Source organism: Halorubrum ruber, assembly GCF_018228765.1.
GTDB lineage: Archaea > Halobacteriota > Halobacteria > Halobacteriales > Haloferacaceae > Halorubrum > Halorubrum ruber.
Genome location: NZ_CP073695.1, coordinates 1,835,123 through 1,854,711, shown reverse-complemented (window position 1 = coordinate 1,854,711; position 19,589 = coordinate 1,835,123). Strand labels below are relative to the sequence as shown.

General features: G+C 70.3%; 16 protein-coding genes. 5 read left to right on the top strand and 11 right to left on the bottom strand.

Annotated elements, in window-relative coordinates; genetic code table 11:
• Positions 1-4: 4 nt before the first annotated feature.
• Positions 5-805 (bottom strand): ferredoxin Fer, encoded by an 801-nt coding sequence (fer, locus tag J7656_RS15080; protein WP_017343175.1) that lies wholly within the window; start codon positions 803-805, stop codon positions 5-7.
• A gap of 159 nt (positions 806-964) precedes the next feature.
• On the opposite strand from fer, the gene J7656_RS09185 reads away from it, so the two are divergent.
• Both J7656_RS09185 and J7656_RS09180 read left to right on the top strand, forming a co-directional pair.
• Positions 965-2,335 (top strand): geranylgeranyl reductase family protein, encoded by a 1,371-nt coding sequence (locus J7656_RS09185; protein WP_017343176.1) that lies wholly within the window; start codon positions 965-967, stop codon positions 2,333-2,335.
• Between the two features lie 3 nt (positions 2,336-2,338).
• On the top strand, positions 2,339-2,791 hold the full coding sequence (locus J7656_RS09180) for a Rieske (2Fe-2S) protein (protein ID WP_017343177.1): 453 nt from the start codon (positions 2,339-2,341) through the stop codon (positions 2,789-2,791).
• A gap of 566 nt (positions 2,792-3,357) precedes the next feature.
• Here J7656_RS09180 and J7656_RS09175 read toward each other — a convergent pair.
• Both J7656_RS09175 and J7656_RS09170 read right to left on the bottom strand, forming a co-directional pair.
• Positions 3,358-4,638, bottom strand: coding sequence for an amidohydrolase (locus J7656_RS09175; protein ID WP_211553107.1), 1,281 nt, complete (start codon positions 4,636-4,638; stop codon positions 3,358-3,360).
• Positions 4,639-4,724: 86 nt separating this feature from the next.
• Positions 4,725-5,222: a pyridoxamine 5'-phosphate oxidase family protein gene (locus tag J7656_RS09170; protein ID WP_211553106.1), complete on the bottom strand. Its 498-nt coding sequence runs from the start codon at positions 5,220-5,222 to the stop codon at positions 4,725-4,727.
• A gap of 117 nt (positions 5,223-5,339) precedes the next feature.
• Between J7656_RS09170 and arcS the strand changes: the two genes are divergently transcribed.
• A complete protein-coding gene (gene arcS / locus J7656_RS09165) occupies positions 5,340-7,193 on the top strand; it encodes an archaeosine synthase subunit alpha (RefSeq protein WP_211553105.1) in 1,854 nt (617 codons plus the stop codon).
• Positions 7,194-7,224: 31 nt separating this feature from the next.
• Here the strand turns inward: arcS and J7656_RS09160 are convergent, their stop codons facing one another.
• Complete coding sequence (locus tag J7656_RS09160; protein ID WP_211553104.1) at positions 7,225-8,835, bottom strand: SufS family cysteine desulfurase; 1,611 nt, start codon at positions 8,833-8,835, stop codon at positions 7,225-7,227.
• Positions 8,836-8,875: 40 nt separating this feature from the next.
• Here J7656_RS09160 and J7656_RS09155 point away from each other — a divergent pair, with 40 nt between their 5' ends.
• Complete coding sequence (locus tag J7656_RS09155) at positions 8,876-9,517, top strand: type 1 glutamine amidotransferase (RefSeq protein ID WP_211554564.1); 642 nt, start codon at positions 8,876-8,878, stop codon at positions 9,515-9,517.
• A 158-nt stretch (positions 9,518-9,675) separates the two neighbouring features.
• Here the strand turns inward: J7656_RS09155 and J7656_RS09150 are convergent, their stop codons facing one another.
• The 6 genes from J7656_RS09150 to J7656_RS09125 all read right to left on the bottom strand — a co-directional run bounded on the left by J7656_RS09150 (position 9,676) and on the right by J7656_RS09125 (position 15,770).
• On the bottom strand, positions 9,676-10,101 hold the full coding sequence (locus J7656_RS09150; protein ID WP_017343183.1) for a universal stress protein: 426 nt from the start codon (positions 10,099-10,101) through the stop codon (positions 9,676-9,678).
• A 218-nt stretch (positions 10,102-10,319) separates the two neighbouring features.
• A complete protein-coding gene (locus J7656_RS09145) occupies positions 10,320-10,613 on the bottom strand; it encodes a DUF6199 family natural product biosynthesis protein (RefSeq protein ID WP_017343184.1) in 294 nt (97 codons plus the stop codon).
• Between the two features lie 186 nt (positions 10,614-10,799).
• Positions 10,800-12,344 (bottom strand): MATE family efflux transporter, encoded by a 1,545-nt coding sequence (locus J7656_RS09140; protein ID WP_017343185.1) that lies wholly within the window; start codon positions 12,342-12,344, stop codon positions 10,800-10,802.
• Positions 12,345-12,446: 102 nt separating this feature from the next.
• A complete protein-coding gene (locus J7656_RS09135) occupies positions 12,447-12,887 on the bottom strand; it encodes an EamA family transporter (RefSeq protein ID WP_096393129.1) in 441 nt (146 codons plus the stop codon).
• A gap of 30 nt (positions 12,888-12,917) precedes the next feature.
• Positions 12,918-14,708 carry a histidine kinase N-terminal 7TM domain-containing protein gene (locus J7656_RS09130; protein WP_211553102.1) on the bottom strand — a complete coding sequence of 597 codons (1,791 nt, stop codon included), beginning with the start codon at positions 14,706-14,708 and terminating at the stop codon, positions 12,918-12,920.
• 96 nt (positions 14,709-14,804) lie between these two features.
• A complete protein-coding gene (locus J7656_RS09125) occupies positions 14,805-15,770 on the bottom strand; it encodes a UbiA family prenyltransferase (RefSeq protein WP_096393127.1) in 966 nt (321 codons plus the stop codon).
• 180 nt (positions 15,771-15,950) lie between these two features.
• Between J7656_RS09125 and J7656_RS09120 the strand changes: the two genes are divergently transcribed.
• Complete coding sequence (locus J7656_RS09120) at positions 15,951-16,718, top strand: VOC family protein (protein WP_211553100.1); 768 nt, start codon at positions 15,951-15,953, stop codon at positions 16,716-16,718.
• 63 nt (positions 16,719-16,781) lie between these two features.
• Here the strand turns inward: J7656_RS09120 and J7656_RS09115 are convergent, their stop codons facing one another.
• The gene (locus J7656_RS09115; RefSeq protein ID WP_211553098.1) at positions 16,782-19,493 is read right to left on the bottom strand and encodes a hybrid sensor histidine kinase/response regulator; all 2,712 of its coding nucleotides are present in this window, start codon (positions 19,491-19,493) and stop codon (positions 16,782-16,784) included.
• Positions 19,494-19,589 lie beyond the last annotated feature (96 nt).

Genomic DNA, 19,589 nt, shown 5'->3' with positions numbered 1-19,589 from the left:
GCGGTCAGTCCGACGCGCCGGCCTCGTCGGCCGGCGACGGCAGCCGCAGGTCGGCGAAGTCGTCGGCGTCGCCGACACCGGTGACAATCTCGACCTCGTCGGTTATCGGGACGCCGACGCAGGAGAGCCGGGCGTTCGCCTCGCGGATCTGCTCGTCGGAGAGGATCGACTGCCCGGGCATCGCCACGTCGCCCTCGACGACGACGACCGCGCAGTTCGAGCAGGCGCCGCCGCGGCAGGCGTACGGCCACGAGCGACCGCCGCGCTCCGCGGCTTCGAGGATCGACTCGCCGGGCTCGACGAGGAAGCGCCCGTACTCCGGGAGGTCGAGGTCGGCGTCGGCCGCCTTCTCGAAGAGGTCCTCGTCGTCGATCGACCAGCCCCGCTCGGCGATGACGCTCCGGTCGAGGTGGTAGACGGTCGACGGCGAACCGGTGCGGACCGGTTCGACGGATCCCTCCGCGTATCGCCGGACCACGTCGGCGGCCTCGGAGACCGGCTCGTCGGCGAGGTCGTCGAACCAGTCGCGCACCGTCGTCGGCGCGAGGTTCGACTCGTCGGCGACCGCCTCGATGTCGACTCCTTCGAACCGGGCGACGGTCGAGACGAATCCGGGCGAGTCGAGCGCCGCGATCGTCTCCTCGACCCACTCCTCGGAGCGGTCGTACCACGAGGCGAGCTCTCCGGTCCCGATGCCACGGTCGTACGCGACGGCGACCATCAGCGCCGCGGTCGCCTCGGACGAGCGGACCTCCGGGAGCCACGCCCGGAGGCGGTCCGCGTCGATCTGATCGAGTTGCCCCATGTCCGATGCGTTCGCCGCCGGCCCGTTAAACGGTGAGCCTGAACAGTTAGGCACCGAACACCGACCGGCCGCGCAGCCGGTCGTCGACGGAATCCGTCCCCGCGCGTCCGACCGAAACGGGAGCAAAGAGTTTTGCCGGGCGCACGACACGGTCCGGTAATGGATATCGACGAGTACGACGTCGTCGTGGCGGGCGCCGGCACCGCCGGCTGCTACGCCGCCGCGACGATCGCGAACGAGGGGCTCGACGTCGTCATCGTCGAGCGGAAGGACGCTGAGGAGGCCGGCCACATCGCCTGCGGCGACGCTCTGAAGGGGGCCGACGCCTTCCCCGAGGCGATCCCCAAAGACCGGCTGGAGCCGGCGTTCACGAACACCGGCGTCGACCACGGCCGCTTCGAGATCCCGCAGGAGGACACGGTCTTGGAGATCCCCGTGCCCGGCGAGCTCGCCGTCATCGACCGCTGGGAGTACGGCCGTCAGATTATCGCCGGCGCCGAGGACGCTGGCGTCGACTTCCACTACGACACCGTCATCAACGACGTGTTACAGGACGAGACCGGCCGCGTCACGGGGCTCCACGCGGTGCGGAAGGGCGAGCCGCGGACGTACGCGGCGGACGTCGTGATCGACGGCGCCGGGTCGCTCTCGCTGCTCCAGGACAAGGCCGACTTCGAGGGGACCACCTTCGACACGAACGTCCGGTACTCGCAGTTCTGCTCGGCGTACCGCGAGATCGTCGACGTGCCGGAGCCGGTCGAGTGGGACGACGCCCTCGTGTTCAAGGCGACCGACCGCGCGGCGGGGTACCTCTGGTACTTCCCGCGGACGGCGACGGAGATCAATGCCGGGCTCGGCTTCCAGATGACCGAGGAGCCGATGCAGCTCGTCGAGTCGCTGAAGCAGGACCTCCGGGACCGCCCCGAGTTCGAGGGCGCGGAGGTGCGCGACAAGCTCGGCGCCGCGCTGCCGACGCGCCGCCCGTACGACTCCGCGGTCGCGCCGGGATACATGGCGGTCGGCGACGCCGCCGGCCACGTGAACCCGACCACCGGCGGCGGCATCGCCGGCGCGGCGTACGCGGGCAAGTACGCCGGCGAGCAGGCGGTGAAGGCGATCTCCGACGGCGACGTCAGCGAGGAGAACCTCTGGCGGTACAACGCCCGCGTGATGGACCACTTCGGCGGGCGCTACGCCGGCCTCGACGTGTACAACGTCCTCTCGACCGCGGTCGACGTCGACGACCTGATGGGCCTGCTGGCGTCGCTGCCGGGCGAGAAGCTCGCGGAGGCGCTGTACGAGGGGTCGACCTCGATGTCATTCGGGCTGAAGCTGAAGGCCGCGGTCAAGTCGTTCGGCTACTGGGGGACGATCCGGAACTTCTACCAGACGAAGTCGCTGGCGGACGAGCTGATCGGCCACTACGACGAGTACCCGACGAGCCCCGCCGCGATGGCGAACTGGACCCGCGAGCGCGACGACATCATGGACCGCGTGTACGAGACGACCGGCGCCGACGCGAAGTACTGAGGCGTGAGCGGGTACCGACTGACGGCCGTCGAGACGGTGCGCGAGGAGGGGTCGTGGGCGTTCACGGCCCGCGAGGGCGACGAAGACCGTGAGGTGTTCCTCGTGCCGTGCGCCGACGAGCCGGATGGGGGTGCGGGGACCGGCGAGGACCAGCCGGTCCGCGCGTGGATCAACCGGTGTACCCACGAGGACCAGCGCCTCCACCGCGAGGGTGTGGGCGCCGTGACGCGCGGCGGCTCCGTCGTCTGCCCGAAGCACGGCTCGGCGTTCGATACGTGCGAGGGCTCCTGTGACAACGGCGAGGCCGCGGGCACGACGCTCCGCTCGATCGACGTCGAGGTGCGCGACGGCGCGGTGTTTCTGATCGATGACGACCTCACGTACCTCTACGAGGGGCTCCCGGACGACGACGGCGACGACCAGGGGCCGGCTTCGAGTTCGCACCTGACGTTCTGAGCTGCGAGGGTCCGAGAGGCGGACTCGTGGTCGGCTTTTTTTTAAATAGGCGACTGTGGGGGTGACGTTCATCAAAGCCCCAGCCGCTCGGCTGTACGGTTTTACTTATAAATAGCCGACCGACACTGCCAAAGTCTCAACCGCTCGGCTGTACGCGGCCGTTTATAAATGACCGATCGACACCGACACCACCGAAGCCCCAGTCGCTCGGCCGTACGCTTTTGTTTATAAGCCGTTGATCGACACCGACACCACCGAAGCCCCAGCCGCGAGGCGGGCGCACGCTCGCTGCGCTCCTCACTCGGTCGCTACCGCTCCCTCGTTGCGGTGCTTGCGTCGCCTGCGCCCGCCTCGCGGCTGCCCCTTCGAGTCCCGCCCCACTCCACACCGCACCTCACACCTCCCCAGCCTCATCAGTCGCCCGTCGCTTCGCTCCGGGCGACTGACTCCCTCGCGCGGGCTCCTCGCGGCCGCCGGTGGCGGCCGCTCGCAGGCACGCGCCACCGCAGTCATTTATAAACCCTGTCGCAGCCGGTTTTAATATTGGTTAGAAAAGGCGCAGATCCCTACGGCCGCGTCTCGGCGACGCGCCGGATCGCGCCGGCGATCACGTCAATGCCGATCGCGATGTCGTCCTCCACAACGTCGAAGTTGGTCGTGTGGTGACCGCCGGGGTGGTCGGTGCCGACGCCGAGGTAGCAGGCGAGCCCGCCCTGCTCTTGGACGTAGTTCATCAGGTAGGTGGCGTCCTCGGAGCCGCCGAGCTCGTCGCTGTCGACGATGTTCGTGACGCCCGCCACGTCGCTCGCGGACTCACCGACGAGTTCGGCGAGCGCGTCGTCACTCGTCGCGCTGGGCGCCTCCCCGAGCGTCGACACGTCGACCTCGCAGTCGTGCATCTCCGCTGCGGAGTCGAGGACCCGGTCGGCGTGGTCGGACATGTACTCCGCGAGCTCGGTCGTCTGCCCGCGCACCTCGCCCTCGATGTACGACTCCTCGGGGATGATGTTCGTCGCGGTGCCGCCACCGACGAGCCCGGCGTTCACCCGCGTGGGGCCGTCGGCGTGTCTCGGGATCGCGTAGAGGTTCTGGATCGCGGCTGCCATCGCCTGGACCGTGTTCCGGCCCTGCTCGGGGCGCGCGCCGGCGTGCGCGGGCTCGCCGGAGAACTCCGCGAGGAAGTGCCGCACCGCGAGGAACCCCTCGATGCCGCAGACGACCTCGCCGGAGGGGTGGTCGAGGCCGACGTGGACCGCGTAGAGGTAGTCGACGTCGTCGAGGTGGCCCGACTCGGCCATCGGCTTGCCGCCGACGATCTGCTCTTCGCCCGGCTGGAAGAACACCTTCAGCGTCCCGGAGAAGTCGGAGTCGAGGACGGCGTCGAGCGCGCCGAGCCCCATCGTCGCGTGGGCGTCGTGGCCGCAGGCGTGCATGAACCCCTCGTGTTCGGAGCGGAACCCCTCCCCGACCGGGACGTGGTCGCCGGACTCCGACTCCGTGATCGGGAGGCCGTCGATGTCGACGCGCAGGCCGACCACGGGGCCGTCGCCGCGCTCGACGACCGCGACGCAGCCGGTGTAGCCGCCCGAGAGCTGGTCGAGAATTTCGGGGTCGGCGCCCGCCTCGCGGGCCTGCGCTTCCCACTCCGCCAACTCCTCGTCGTCGGGGACGTTCAGGCGCTCGTCGGTCGCCAGCGCGTCGGGCCCGAGGTGAAGCGCCGTCAGGTCCCGCTCGCGTAGCTCCTCGACGATGCGGGCGGTGGTGTAGAACTCGCGCCACGCGGGCTCCGGGTGGCGGTGGAGGTCGCGGCGGAACGCGCGGTACTCGTCGCTTTCGAGAGCGCTCATACCCGTGGGTGGCTCGGCGACAGCTTAAACGATCGCCTCGCGGAGAGCGACGCGAACCGGTCCGAGACCGGCCGCCCGCGCTCGCCTCACTCCTCTGCCGGCCCCATCCGCTCCGAGTAGTCCCACGCGTGGAGCCGCTCGGGATCGATCCGGATCTCCACCTCGTCGCGTTCGGGCCGCAGGAGCCGGTCCGCGGTCGCGTTGTCGGTCCCGCCGAGGTACTTGGTCAGGAGCGACCGGAGGAGGCGCTTGTCGTCGTCCGGGCGGACCGTCGCGCGGCCACGGCCGCGGACCCCCTTGTACGGCGGGTCGTTCGTCGACACGTCGAAGGAGACCTCGTCGTCGTGTTCGACGAACTCGACGAGGTCCGCGCTCGCGCTCGTCGCGCAGCGGATCGCGCCGACGGAGTCGCCGGAACCGGTTTCGGCGTCGGGCCCGGTCCCCGCGTCCGGGTCCCACGCGAACCACAGCGAGACGATCCACGGGCGGTCGCTCGGCGTGCGGCAGCCGAGGCGGACCGGGACGCACGCGTCGGCGAGGAACTCGTCGACGCGGTCGCGGTCCCACGGGCCGGTCGGGTCCATGCCGATCCATCGGCCGCGTCCCGCCTAACAGTTGCGCCGAGGCGCGTCTCCCGTCTCCCGGTCCGCGGCGCGTCCGCGGAACACAAGAGAATTGACCGTCCCCGCGCGAGTGGTGGTATGACCGACTACTTCGAGGTCCACGAGCGCGACGGCGCCGCCCGCCTCGGGGCGGTCCGCCTCGCCGACCCCGTGACGACGCCGGCGCTCGCGGACCCGTTCCTCGACGACGCCGGGAGCCTCTGGGCCGGCCACCGCGAGGTGCCCAACGGCGACGAGAGCGCGCTGACGGTGCTCCCGCACCGGTCGTTCCCGGCCGGCACGCGCGACGAGGTGCGCGAGTCGTTCGCGGTCGAGCATCCGGACGCAGAGTTCCCCTCCGCGGCGGTCGTCGACAGCCGGAGCGCCCGCGACGTGGGCGCCGACGCGTACCTCCTCTCGGACGCGCAGGGGTTCGTCGGCCACGGCGAGGGGTTCCGGGACGCGATCGTTCGGGCGAAGGAGGCCCTGCCGCCGGACGCCGCGCTCGGTCTCTCCGGCGTCGCCACGCCGCGGAACGTCGCCCTCCTCGCGTACGCCGGCGTCGACCTCGTCGACGAGACGCTCGCGCGGACGAAGGGGACACAGGGGATGTACCTCACCGCCGACGCGGAACACTTCCTCGAGGACCTCGACGAGCTCCCCTGCGCCTGTCCGGCCTGCGCGAAGCCCCGGAGCGAGTTCACGCGCGCCGACTGCGCCGACCACAACGTGAACGCGCTGCGCGCCGAACTCCGCCGCGTGCGCGAGCGCATTCGGTCGGGTCGCCTGCGTGATTATATCGAGGGACAGGCGCGCCACGAGGGGTGGCTCACGGCCGCGTTCCGCGAGTTCGACGATCAGTGGGGGTACCTCGAACAGCGGACGCCCCTGATGCGCGACGCCGAGGTGACGGCGGCGAGCGCCGAGACGCTCGACCGCGTCGAGATCCGGCGGTTCGCCGACCGCGTGACGAGCCGGTACCGGAACCGGTTCACCGACCAGCCGCTCGTCCTCGTCCCCTGTTCGGCCACCAAGCCGTACAGCGACTCCCAGAGCCACCGCCAGTTCCACGACGCGATCCAGTGGCGCGGCCACACTGTCTCGATGACCTCGCCGATCGGCGTGGTGCCCCAGGAGCTGGAGACGACCTACCCCGCGCAACACTACGACTCGGTCGTCACCGGCGACTGGAGCGAAGACGAGATCGGGTTCGTCGCGGAGGTGCTGCGGCGCTACCTCGACCGTAACGACTACTCGCGCGTGATCGCGCACGTCCCCGAGGACGGCTACCGCGAGATCTGCGAGCGCGTCGAGGGCGACCCCGCGGTCGACGTCGACTTCGAGTACACCTGCGTCGACCACCCGACGACGGACGAGTCGCTCGGCGAGCTGAACGCCGCACTCCAGGGCGAGCCCGCCTACAGCAAGCGCGAGCGCGAGCACAACACCGTCCGCGCCATCGCCGACTACCTCCTCGGCGACGGCGCGGGCGACGACCTCTTCGGCGGGCGCGGCGCGGACGGCGAGGAGGCCGGCGACGGCGACGAAGCGGACCGATACGGTGGCGAGGCCGACGTCCGTACCACCGGGCGCTACCCCAAGCTCCAGGTGTGGGCCGACGACCCCGACGCGGGCCGCGAGGGAGAACCGGGAGAGCAGTTAGCGACGATGGTTCCCCAGTACGGCACCCTATCCTTCACCCTCGCCGGCGCGCGCCGCTGGGTCGAGAGCGACGCGCCGACGAAGCGGGTCGAGATCGACGCGTTCGTCCCGCACGGCTCGGTGCTGGCGCCCGGCGTCGTCGACGCCGCCGACGAGATTCGGGTGGGCGACGAGGTCGTGGTCGAGGGGCCGAAGGCGTTCGCGGTCGGCCGCGCCGCGATGTCCGGCCCGGAGATGGCGGAGTCGACGCGGGGGGTCGCGGTCGAGGTGCGGCACGCCGACGAGAAGTGACCGAGCCGCGAAAGACGATGCGGTAGCGGTCCTACGCGCTGTTTTTCTGGACGTACTCCCGGGCCGCCTCTCGGATGACGTCCTCCGGGCCTTCGACGCACTCGCGTCGGAGGTCGGGGTACTGCCCGTCGAGCTCGCGGGCGACGTACCCGTCGAGGTCGGCGACCGCCTCGACCGACATGCCTTCGAGATGCTCTGAAAGGAGGCTGGCGACGGCGCGGCTGACCGCACAGCTCCGGCTCTCGAAGGCGATCTCCTCGATGCGGCCGTCGGCGATCGCGACGTGGAACTCGCCGTCGTCGCCGCAGGTCGTCTCCTCGGATGACTTCACGAACGTCGGATCGGTGAGGGCACCCGGGTTACGGGGGTGGTGGTAGTGCTCGCTGACGAGATCGTGGTAGCGGTCGGAGGCGAGGTACGCGTCCAGATCGTCGCGCGCGGAGTCGACGACGTCGAGGAGGCGGTCGACGTCCGCGCGGGTGTTGTAGACGTAAAAGGACGCCCGCGCGGAGCCGGGGATGTCGAGCCGATCGTGGAGCGGCTGCGTACAGTGGTCGCCGGCCCGGATGGCGATGCCTCGATCGTTGAGGAGGCTGGAGAGGTCGTGGCCGTGGACGCCCTCGACGTTGAACGAGACGAGGCCGGTGCGCTCCTCGCCGACGCCGGGACCGTACGTCCGGACGAACTCTCGGTCGGCGAGTTCTCGGAGGAGGTACTGCGCGAGCTCGTTCTCGTGGTCGCGGACGGCGTCCATTCCCAGTTCCTCGAGATAGTCGACGGCCGCGCCGAGCGCGATTCCCTCCGCGATCGGCGGCGTGCCGGCCTCGAACTTCCAGGGAAGTTCGTTCCAGGTCGAATCGGTGAGCGTGACGTTCCGGATCATCTCTCCGCCGAACAGGAACGGGTCGAGCTCCGCTAAGATCTCGCGTTTCCCGTACAGCCCCCCGATCCCGGTGGGTCCGGCGAGCTTGTGGCCGCTGAACGCGAAGAAGTCCGCGTCAATCTCCCCCACGTCGACGGGCCGCGTCGGAGCGGACTGGGCGCCGTCGACGACTGCGTACGCGTCGTGGTCGTGCGCGAGGGCCGCGAGGTCCGCGACGGGGTTGACCGTCCCGAGCACGTTCGAGACGTGGGGCACAGAGACGACCGCGGTGTCGTCGGTGACGAGGTCGCAGGCGGCGTCCATGTCGAGGTGGCCGTCGGCCGTGACGGGGATGTGCCGGACGGTCGCGCCCGTGCGCTTGGCGATCTGCTGCCAGGTGACCAGCGAGGCGTGGTGGTCCATCTCCGTCGCGACGATCTCGTCGGCCTCGCCGAGGTTCCGGGAGAGACCGTACGCGACGAGGTTGATGCTCTCGGTGGTGTTCTTGGTGAAGACGACCTCCTCGCGGCCGTCCGCGCCGAGGAAGTCGGCGACGCGGTCGTGTGCCTCCTCGTAGGCGAGCGAGGCCTCGTGGCTGAGCTCGTGGATCCCCCGGTGAACGTTCGCGTTGTACCCCGCGTAGAACTCCTCGAAGACGTCGTACACTTGGCGGGGCGTGTGCGTGGTCGCGGCGTTGTCGAGGTAGGTGAGCGGGTGCCCGTTCACGCGTCGGTCGAGCACGGGGAAGTCCGAACGTACCGCTTCGGCATCGAAACTCATGTACCTGCCAAGAGTTCAGTTCATCTTAAATAACTCCCAGATGATATTGGTACTTGATAACGCGGTCGACGGCGGCTACATGGCCGACGAGATCGTCCACTTCCTCCCCGACGCCCGCGCGTACCGCTACCCGCACGAGGACGGCGACCCGAGCCTCGACGACGTGGACGGCGTCGTCACCGGCGGCAGCGAGGTCGGCGTGTACGACGAGCCCGACCAGCCGTGGATCGCGGCCCAGAAGCGGTTCGCGCGTCGGCTCGTCGCGGAGGGCGTCCCGACGCTCGGCATCTGTTTCGGCCATCAGATTCTGAACGCCGCCCTCGGCGGCGAGGTCGTAGACAGCGGGACGTCCCGCCTCCAGCTTCGCGACGCCGAACTCGACGCCGACGAGCCGCTGTTCGACGGCGTCGAACCGAGCGTGCCCGTCCTTCACTCCGACGTCGTGACGGAGCTCGGCGACGGGATGGAGGTCATCGGGCGGGCGGACTACTACGAGTACTTCGCGACTCGACACCGCGACCGGCCGGTCTGGTCGGTCCAGTACCACCCCGAATTCACTCCTCGGATCGCGGACGAGTACGACGACTGGGAGGCGGCCGACGACGCCTTCGAGGACTCCACCGCCACCCGAACGCTCGCCAACTTCGCGGACCTCGTCGAGTCGTCCGCGAACGAATCGTAGCGGTTTCGGGCTCGGGCCGGGCAGGCGTCGAGACGCCGAATGCGGCGTGTTACCTGTCGTCTGACCGCGGTCCGAGACGGCGGCAGGCGGTCACCGCGGCAGTGGAGCTCTCCCTCACCCCGCCCGACTGTTCGAGGTGCCTGTGCGCCGGTCGCGTGTCACGCGCGCCGGTCCGGGAAGACCATCACCGGAACGTCCGCCTCTCGGATGAGGCGGCCGCCGGGGTCACCGGTGATCGTCCGTTTCCAGCTGTCGATGTCTCTGGGAGTGAAGGCGACGAGCGTCGCCTCGGTCATGCCGACCGCGTCGATGAGACCCGCCGCGACCTCCTGCGCCTCGAGCGTCAGCCACTCGAACTCGAGGTCGTCTCGGTAGAGGATGTCGAAAAAAGTATCATAGGTCGCTCCCGCGAACTCGTCTCGACCCGTCTTGATCGTCGTCTCGCCGCTCTCGCCCCGCGTCACGTGCGTCACGATGAGCGTCGTGCCCGGGTCGAGATGCGGTCGAACCGCCCGAGCCGTGGCCTCGGCGTCGTCGGGGCCCGCGATCGGTATCAGGATCCGCTCGAATAGCTCGTCGTTCACGAGCGTACCCTCTCAGAGACCGACCAAAAGCGTGCGGGGCGTTCTCGGTTGCCGACCACGTGGTCCGAAAGCCGGCGCCTAGCGCCGTCGAACGCTCCGCGGAGCGGCCCGCCCCGGCTTCCGTCCTCGCACGCGGGATGGCGCCGAATCGGGACCGGCGATGGCCGACTCGGAGCCGCGCGTCGGGCGCTTCCCCGCGGCCCTCCCATCCGAATCGGTCACTCGTCGCCTTCGGTCCCCGCCGCGTCGGCGATCTCGGAGAGGTCGGCCTCCAACTCGTCCGCGTCCTGAAGCAGCAGGCCCGTGCCGCCCGCCGCGATCATGCCCACGCCGATCGCGCGCAGCTGCCGGATGTACGCCGGGGTCGCCTCGAGCTCGTCGGCGTTATCGAAGTTCTTCCCGATCATCTTCTTGGTGAGGCGAACGCTCGCCCGTGGGAACAGCGCCGTCACGACGCCCTGTAACAGTACCAGTGCCGACCCGAACAACCGCGCTTTCTCGCAGTTCATCATACCGAATTATCAGTGTCGCTGCCGCATAACTATTGTGCCTACCATCCAATACTGATCCCGCAGCGAGCGCCGATTGGACTTTTCCAGATTCTTACTTTTCGAGTAGTGTGTAGTATATAAAATACTATTTCGCTCACACGGCGCCCGCACGTGACTCGAGGAGCGGCGATCGGCTCGCCGGCCGCCTCAGTCGTCCGCGGTCGCCTCGGGGCGGTACGCCTCGCTGATCTTCTTCCACTTGCCCGAGCGGAACCGCAGGTAGTTGATCGCGGCGGGGATCGTCGTCTCGGCCATGAACGCCAGGTACAAGCCCCACAGGCCGATCGCGGGCAGCGCGACCTCCGGGATCGTGACCCCGACGAGAGGGAGGTCGATCGCCGGCGTCGAGCTGTGTGCGCCGACGTACGCGAGGGGTATCGACACGCAGAACATGCCGAGGAACTGGCTCGCGAAGGGGATCTTCGTATCGCCAGCGGCGTCGAGCGGACCGGCCGCGCCGCCGGAGACCCCTTGGAATATCACGGCCGCGCAGGCCGCGTACACGAGGTCGACGGCGATCGGGATCTCGGGGCTCGTGGGCGACTGGGCGAACAGCGAGACGATGTCGGTCGCGAAGGTCGCGATCAGCACCGCGGAGACGGCGTACGTCGCCACCGAGAAGCGGATGATGTCACGGGCGTACGCCTCGGCCTCGTCGGGACGCTCGACGCCGAGCTCCTGCCCGACGAGGCTGGAGGAGGCGAGGCCGAATCCCCAGCCGGGCGTGTTCATGATCCCCCAGATGCGGCGGGCGATGACGAACGCGGCGACGGTGTTCTCGCCGAACACGTCGAGGATGGCGAGCATGGGGAACTCGGCGGCCGTCCACACGAGGTTGCGCGCGCCGACCGGCACGCCGATCTCGACGAGGTCGCGGAGCATACCGGGGTTGAGATACGAGCCGGCCGGGTCGATTTCGACCGGGAACTCCCCGACCAGCGGGGCGCTCCCGCGGACGAGGCCGACGGTGAACCCTGCGACCGCGAGGACGTTCGAGAGGACGGTGCCGACCGCGGCGCCCTCGACGCCCCAGCCGAAGCCGAAGATGAACAGCGCGCTGAGGACGATGTTCGCGAGCGCGCCGCCTGCCCGCACCTGCATCGCGGTGTAGGCGTCGTCGCAGCCCACCAGCACGCGGCTGCCGACGAGGTTGAGCGCGGCGAACGGGACGCCGAGGCCGACCACGCGGAGGTAGTCGGCGCCGTAGGCGATCGCCGCCTCGTTGCTGCTTAAGACGTCGATGAACGCCGGCGCGTACAGCCAGAACGCGCCGCTGACGGGGACGCTGATCGCGATCACGAGGAGCACGCTCGACCGGACGGCGTCGCCGAGCTCGACAAACGCCTCGGCGCTGTACCGCTGGGAGACGAGGGCGATGGTGCCGCCGGCGACGCCGCCGCCGAGCGCGAACGCGAGCCCCCAGTACGGCCCCGCGAAGCCGACCCCGGCGACAGCGCTGGTACCGACCGCGACGCCGACCATCGCGACGTCGACCGCGTTCTTCGACATCCGGGCGATCCCGGTCACGATCCGCGGCCACGCGAGGTCGGTGGTCCGGACCACGCGGTGGCGGTCGATCAGCCCGACCCTCGCGAGGGCGAAGCCGATGTATAAGATTAGCAGGCGGAACGGGTTCGGGAGGTCGGCGACGTATGAGATCAGCGTGCGCAGGGAGCTCGGGAGGCGAGACACGGCGGGTGCGCTCCTTTCCCGCTGGCGGCTAAAGGGGTTTCGTCACGCGGCAGACGGTTCCGGATCGGCGGGGTTTGGCGGCCTCGGATCGACCTCCTCCGGTCAGGCGCCGGAGACGAGGTAGACGGCCGCGGCGGCGAAGACGATCCCGAGCCCCTTCCGAGCCGTGAACGACTCGCCGAGGAACAGGAAGCCGATCACCGACGAGAAGACGAGGAACATCGCGAAGATGGGCGTCACGACGCTCACCGGGCCGAGAGAGAGCGACCGGTAGAGGGCGAGGATGCCGATCCCGAGGAACACGCCCGCCGCGAGCACGTGCGCCAGCTTCGGCGACGCGAGGTGTGTCGTAAAGCCCTGCCCGGTGTAGGCGATCACGCCGACCGCCATGGCGACGAGCAGCGTGTTCGAGACGACGACGGCGACGTCGCTCGGGATCGCGTTCGGACCGGTCGTGGCGACGCGCATCAGCGGGGAGACGAGCGCGTACGCGCCCATCGCGAGCAGCGCGTACGGGAGATAGGTCGTGGCCGTGGCGTCCATACGTCGGGGTCGCCGCCCGGCGTCAAGTGCCTATCGACCCGCGTTCGGCGGCGGCCCCAGCGAGGCCGACTCGCCGGTTGTCGCCGAGTCGTCGAGGGGCGGATCCGGGGGCTCCCCGTCCGAGTCGGCGCCCGGCGTCTCCGAGCGGTCGACCGGGACGCAGACCGTCACGACCGTCCCGGTCGGCTCGCGCTCGTCGAACGAGATCCGCCCGCCGAGGTGGTCGACGCCCCACTTGACGATCCACAGGCCGATCCCGCTGCCGTGTCGCAGCGGCGTCTCCGTGCCGCGGTCCAACACGTCGTACTCGGCGGGGTCGATCCCGGGCCCGTCGTCCGCGACGGTGACCTCGACCCAGCCGTCCGCGACCGCGGCGTCGATCCGCATCCACGGCGCGTCCGCGTCGTTGTGTCTGACCGCGTTCGTACAGAGGTTCCCCAAGACGACCTCCAACACGACCGGAACCGGGACCGGCGCCACCTGCCCGACCTCGATCCGCGCGTCGGGGGCGACGGCTCTCGCCTCCGCGACGGCCTCGTCGACGGCGTCCGTGAGCGGCGCCGTCTCGGACTCCTCCGTCGGGTCGAACAGCTCGCCGGCGGTCCGGGTGCGCTCGCTGAGTTCGAGCATCCGCCCGGCGCTCTCCTCGATGATCGAAAGGGCGCGCTCGTCGGTCGGGTCCGAGCGGAGCTGTTCGGCGTACCCCTGGATGAGGTTGGTCTCCGTCCGAACGTCGTGACGGAACACGCGGTTCAAGACGTTGAGCCGCTGCTGTTGGCCGAGGTACGCCCCGACGTCGTGGAAGGTGATCACCCGGGCCGTGGTGCGGTCGTGGTCGTCGACGACGTCCCGAACCGTCGCCTCGTACGGCCGTTGGCCGTCGCGGCCGACGATCGGTATCGGCCGCGGTTTGTCGGCGTCGGTGCCGTCGAGCTCGCGGATCGCGTCGTACTTCGGCACGACGGTCGCCGCGGGCTCGCCGATCGCGTCGCGTCGGTCGATCCCGAACGTCTCGGCCGCGCACTCGTTCAGGTCGACGAGGAGGCCCTCCGTGCCGACGACGAAGACGGGGTCGTGAAGCTGCTCAAAGACGAGCTGCCGGGCGCGGCGGCGGGGGGCCGGCGCGAGCGTCAGCAGGCGGAACCGCGAGAGCGCGAGCAGGTACGCCACGCCGGAGACCGCGAACGCCAGCGGGGTGGGGTCGAGCCCGGGGATCGGCACCGCGCCGGAGAGGTGCGCGAGGTTCCCGGCCCACGGCGCAGCGGTCCCGACGAGCAGCGCCGCGCTCTGTCCCCGGAACGGGCGGGCGTCGTCGCGGATCAGCTGGATCAGCGGAACCGATCCGACCGCGCCGAGGAGGTAGGTGTATCCCGCGATGACGTAGTACAGCGGGCCGGGGACGACGTCGAGGAACGTCCCGACGGCTGTCTCGCGCACGACCCGGTCGACCGCGAGGAGGTCGCCCGGGTCGCCGGCGGCGGCGACCGCGACGGTGGCGACCGGAATGACCGACACGAGCGCCACGGAGAAGGGCGTCACGTAGCGGTCGTAGCCGGTGTACGCCAGCGCGAAGAAGAGCCAGCCGACCGGGATCGCGACGACGCCGACCCACTGGACGTCGTACCAGAGCGCCTTCGCCGGCAGCGTCGTCGCCTCCAGCTCGAAGACGAGGAACGTCGCCCACCACACCTGTCCGGTGAGCAGCACCGCGAGCCACGTCGCGCCCGGCTCCGGCCGCTCCCGCCACGCGAGGATCGCCGCCGCCAACCCGACCGTGACCGCGACGAGGAGGGCGACGGAGAGGGGACTCAGCGCGGCCATACCGTTTTTTACGCACATTGGATTTATAACTCATCGGGTCGAGTTGTCTTATCGAAAAAACCGGCCGTTGGGGCCCTCGGACCCGCGGACGCGACCTCACCAGCCGATCGCGAGGAGGACGGCGCCGGCGACGAGGTAGCTACAGTCGGGCGCGACCCCGAGCGCCGCGCCGCCGAGCCGGTCGGCCAGCGCGGTGACGGTCACCGAAACGGCGAGGCCGACGCCGAGCGCGGCGAGGGCGGGGGTCGACGCGGCGCCGGTCGCGGCGGTGGCCGCCAGCAGTCCGGCGGCGACGGCGTCGACGGCCAGCAGGGCCCGCCGCGTTCCGCTGACTCCGTAGACGACGGGGAGCGTCGCCACGCCCCGCGCGGCGTCGGCCGCGACGTCCCTGACGTTCGGGACCTCGACGTCGACGAACGAGCGGGCGAAGACGTAGGCGAAAAGCAGGGCGACCGCGGGCGCTCCGGCCGAGTCCACGGGAACGCCGGCGAACGCGAGCGGCGCGGCCACGACGGCGACCGCCCAGGCGAGCGCGACCGCCGCGGAGTTGAGGAGGAACACGTCCTTCAGGCGCGGCACGGAGACCTCGCCGAGCGGCGCGACGAGGTCCCCCGCGGCCGGCAGCCAGTCGGTGGCGTAGCCGATCCACACCGCACCGGGGACGAGGACGAGCGCGAGCGCCGCGGGACCCGCGCCGGCCGCGAGCGCGACGGCCAGCCCGTAGCTCACCGCGGCGGCGACCATCAGCTGATCGGCGTAGCGGAGCGCGATCCGCGCCCGCACCGGCGTCGAGCCGATGTCGCCCTCGGCGTCGGCGACGTGGTCCGCGGCGTACACCGCGAACGCGACGAGGCCCACCGCGACCGGCGCGGCCGAGAGCGGCACGCCGAGCGCGGCCGTCACGACCGCCACCTCGACGGCGGCGACGAGCCCCGCGAACGGCGCCCCCGCCACGAACGCGGCGACCAGCCGGAGCGTCCCCGAGTCGGAGGGTGTTGCGTGCGAGCGATACTGCGCTGTCGTGCCGTCCGGCGCGGACGGCCTCGTGGGTTCGTTTGCCATTTGAACGTTCGCCGCCCGAAGACGGCGAACGTCCGGTATGGGGGATCGAGACGTATCTATCCACTCCGTACGGTGTTAATAAAACGAGACTCCTCGCGGTATCTGTCCCCTCCGCTCCGGCGCCGCGAGGCGGGTTCGGGCTTCAGTACGCTTTTGACCCGAGCGGCCGATCGCTCGCGTATGGACGGAACGCTCGACCACGTGATGATCCGCGTCGAGGACTTAGAGGAGAGCCTCGACTGGTACCAGACGCACCTGAACTACGAGGAGAAGGGCCGCTGGGAGGCGGACACGTTCACCAACGTCTTCCTCGGGCCCGAGGACGTCCACGAGGACGGCGCCCTCTTGGAGCTCACGTACAACCACGACGGCCGCACCTACGAGATCGGCGACGCCTGGGGCCACATCGCGGTCCGCGTCCCCGAGGACGCGCTCCAAGACTCGTACGACCAGCTGATGGCGGAGGGCGTCGAGGACTACCGCGACCCCGAGTCCTGTGGAAACCGCTACGCGTTCGTGAAGGACCCCGACGGCCACGAGATCGAGATCGTCAAGCGCGACCACGGCGCGAAGTGGAGCATCGACCACACGATGATCCGCGTCGAGGACGCCGACGAGGCGCTCGGCTACTGGACCCGCAAGTTCGAGTACACCGAGGTACCCGGCCGCTGGGAGGCGGACTCCTTCTCGAACTACTTCGTGGCGCCCGAGGACGCCCCGGAGGAGGCGATGAAGATCGAACTCACCTACAACTACGACGGCCGCGAGTACACGATGGGCGACGCCTGGGGCCACGTCGCGGTGCGCGTCGACGACCTCGACGACGCCTGGGACGACCTCATGACCCGCGAGGCGCCCGACTACCGCGACCCCGAATCGTGCGACCACAACTACGCGTTCACGAAGGACCAAGACGGCCACGAGGTCGAGCTGGTCACGCGGGACTAACGAGACCGCGCGAAAAGCCGACCGTTCGAACCCGACTTTTTCTCCCGTCGCGTCTCGAAGCGGTCAGTCCGCGGATTCGACCCCGGTGACTTCGAAGCGCGCCCCGCCCGCCTCGCTCTCGACGGCGCGCACCGACCACCCGTGCGCGTCGGCCACCTGTTCGACGATCCGTAACCCGAACCCGGTCCCCGACTGCGAGGTCGAGTGGCCGGCGTCGAACACCGCCTCGCGCCGGTCCGGGTCGATCCCCGGCCCGTCGTCGGCCACGGAGAAGCCGTCCGGCAGCGTTCCGACGGTGACCGTCACGTCCTCGCCGCCGTGTTCGATCGCGTTCCGGATCAGGTTCTCCAACAGCTGTCTCAGCCGCCCCTCGTCCGCGAGGATCGTCCCCTCGGCCTCGCTCCGCAGCGTCGCGTCCCTCGTGTCGACGGTCCGCCAGCAGGAGCCGACGACCCGCGCCAGATCGACCGGCTCGGCGTCGGTCACGGGGTCGCCCTCGCGGGCGAGCGTGAGCAGGTCGTCGATCAGCGCGGTCATCCGGTCGTGCGCGCGCTCGACCGCAGCCAGGTGGTCGCTGTCGCACTCCTCGCGGGCCAGTTCGGTCCGGCCGCGAGCGACCTCAAGCGGGTTCCGGAGGTCGTGTGACACCACGCCGGCGAACTCCTCTAACCGGTCGTTCTGCCGCTCCAGCTCGGCGGTCCGCTCGGCGAGCCGTCGGGTGCGCGCCTCGGCCTGGAACGCCGTCTCGGCCGCGGTCGCGAGGATGCCGGCGAGGTACTCGTCGACCCCGTCGAACACCCCCGGCTCCGTCTCGCCGATCGCGATCGTCCCGTACTCGCCGATCGGGACGATAAGCAGGCTGCGCAGCGCCGTGTCGGCGTCGAGCGCGTCGGTCGTTCGGATGTCGTCGTACATCCGTTGTTCGCCCGCCTCGAAGACCGCCCAGTTGAGGCTCCCGCCGTCGGGCGTGAACGTCTCGCGCTCCGGGAGCAGCCGCTCGGCCTCGGGCGAGACGGCGGACGGCACCAGTCCGCCCGCCGCCTCGTCGTGAACACGGACGGTGACGATCGAGAAGCCCAGCACGTCGGTGGCGGCCTCCACGGCCCGCTCGGCGATCTCCTCCCGGGACTCCGCCCCGACGAGCGTTCGCGTGGCCCCGTGGAGCCGCTCGACGCGGCTCTCTCGCTCGACGCGGTCGAGCGCCGCCTCGAGGTGGCCGGAGAGGATCTCGGCCACGAGGACGTCGGTGTCGGTGAACTCGTTCGGCTCCGGCGACGAGACGACGAACAACCCGTGGCCGCCGACCGGGCGCAACACGAGGCTCTCCGCGGGCGAGGACTCGTCGAGCCGGTCGGCCGACGAGAGCTCGTCGATGACAATCGACTCGTCTCCCTCGAAGGCCTCCCACGCCAGCGCCGCCCGCGTCCCCGGCGGTGCGTCCCGGTCGTAGGAGGGCTGGCTCTCGAACAGCGTCGGTACCGAGTCGCCGAGCGCGACCGGTTCGAGGCGGGATCCGTCGTCGTTCAGCAGGTGGATCCCGCTCAGCCCGGCGTCGATCAGGTCGTCGACCGCCTCCACCGCCAGTTCGGCCGCCTCCTCGGTGGTCCGGGTGTAGTTGAGCTCCCGCGTCCACTCTCGGAGCCGGGCGAGGGTCCGCTCGCGCTCCTTCCGCGCGGAGACGTCGCGCGTGGTGACGACGTACCCCTCGATGCCGTCGGTCTCGATCCGGTCGCTCCCGACGGACTCGAGCCAGCGATACTCGCCCTCGGCGGTCTCGAACCGGTACTCGGCGGTCGGGAGGCTCTCGCCGGCGGAGAGTTCGCCGAACGCCGTTCTGACCGCCTCGCGGTCCTCCGGGTGGACGTAGTCCAGCGACCGCTCGCCGAGCAGATCGGACGGCGCGTGACCGGTCACGCGCTCGCAGGAGGGGCTCAGGTACCGGAACCGCCAGTCGCTCGACAGCACCGCGACCACGTCGCTGGCGTGTTCGATGAACGCCCGGTGTCGCTCCCGCTCGCCGTCGTCGCGGATCACGCCCACGAAGCGCCGTTCTCCCTCGACCTCGTACTCGCCGTACGACAGGGAGACGGGGACTTCGCCGCCGTCGCGGTGGAGCGCGTTGAACCGAACGTCCGACCAGTCGACGCTCCGCTCGCCCGTGTCGAGGTACCGGTCGACCGCCTCGCGGTGGTCGTCGCGGTGTCGCTCGGGCATCAGCGTCGTCAGCGGTTCCCCTTCCAACTCCGACGGTTCGTACCCGAGCACGGACTCGACGGCCGGGTTCGCGAACCGGATCACGCCGTCGGTGTCGATCGTTACGATCGCGTCGGACGCGCCCTCCGCGACCGCGCGGAACTGCTCGACCGCCTGCTCGGCGTCCCGCTCGGCTCGCCGCTTCTCGACGGCCTCGACGATCCGGTTCGCCAGCCGCTCGTACCGCTCCGTGCCGCCGCGCTTCTGGAGGTAGTCGGTGACGCCGGCGGAGATCGCCTCGCTCGCGACCTCCTCGCTCCCCCGTCCGGTGAAGAGGATGAAGGGAATGTCCGGGTGGCGCTCGCGCACCTCGGCGAGGAACGCGAGCCCGTCCTTCCCGGGCATCTCGTAGTCGGAGACGACGCACTCGACGTCGCGCTCCGCTAAGACGTCGAGGCCGTCGGCCGCGTCGGGCGCCGTCTCGACCGCGATTCGGTCCGCCTCGCGCTCTAGGAACGTGGCGGTGACCGCGCGGAGGTCCGGGTCGTCGTCGACGAGGAGGACCGGGATGCGGTCGGGCATACGTCCGGAGTACCGACGACCCGGATATAACGGTTTTGGCGCTGACACGCTCGTCACGGAAACGCTCTCGGAGACCGGGACCCGTTTCGACTCACC

Coding starts and splice junctions, on each gene's coding strand:
- fer (WP_017343175.1), bottom strand. CDS start 805: ATGGGGCAACTCGATCAGATCGACGCGGACCGCCTCCGGGCGTGGCTC.
- J7656_RS09185 (WP_017343176.1), top strand. CDS start 965: ATGGATATCGACGAGTACGACGTCGTCGTGGCGGGCGCCGGCACCGCC.
- J7656_RS09175 (WP_211553107.1), bottom strand. CDS start 4,638: ATGAGCGCTCTCGAAAGCGACGAGTACCGCGCGTTCCGCCGCGACCTC.
- J7656_RS09170 (WP_211553106.1), bottom strand. CDS start 5,222: ATGGACCCGACCGGCCCGTGGGACCGCGACCGCGTCGACGAGTTCCTC.
- arcS (WP_211553105.1), top strand. CDS start 5,340: ATGACCGACTACTTCGAGGTCCACGAGCGCGACGGCGCCGCCCGCCTC.
- J7656_RS09160 (WP_211553104.1), bottom strand. CDS start 8,835: ATGAGTTTCGATGCCGAAGCGGTACGTTCGGACTTCCCCGTGCTCGAC.
- J7656_RS09155 (WP_211554564.1), top strand. CDS start 8,876: ATGATATTGGTACTTGATAACGCGGTCGACGGCGGCTACATGGCCGAC.
- J7656_RS09145 (WP_017343184.1), bottom strand. CDS start 10,613: ATGATGAACTGCGAGAAAGCGCGGTTGTTCGGGTCGGCACTGGTACTG.
- J7656_RS09135 (WP_096393129.1), bottom strand. CDS start 12,887: ATGGACGCCACGGCCACGACCTATCTCCCGTACGCGCTGCTCGCGATG.
- J7656_RS09130 (WP_211553102.1), bottom strand. CDS start 14,708: ATGGCCGCGCTGAGTCCCCTCTCCGTCGCCCTCCTCGTCGCGGTCACG.
- J7656_RS09125 (WP_096393127.1), bottom strand. CDS start 15,770: ATGGCAAACGAACCCACGAGGCCGTCCGCGCCGGACGGCACGACAGCG.
- J7656_RS09120 (WP_211553100.1), top strand. CDS start 15,951: ATGGACGGAACGCTCGACCACGTGATGATCCGCGTCGAGGACTTAGAG.
- J7656_RS09115 (WP_211553098.1), bottom strand. CDS start 19,493: ATGCCCGACCGCATCCCGGTCCTCCTCGTCGACGACGACCCGGACCTC.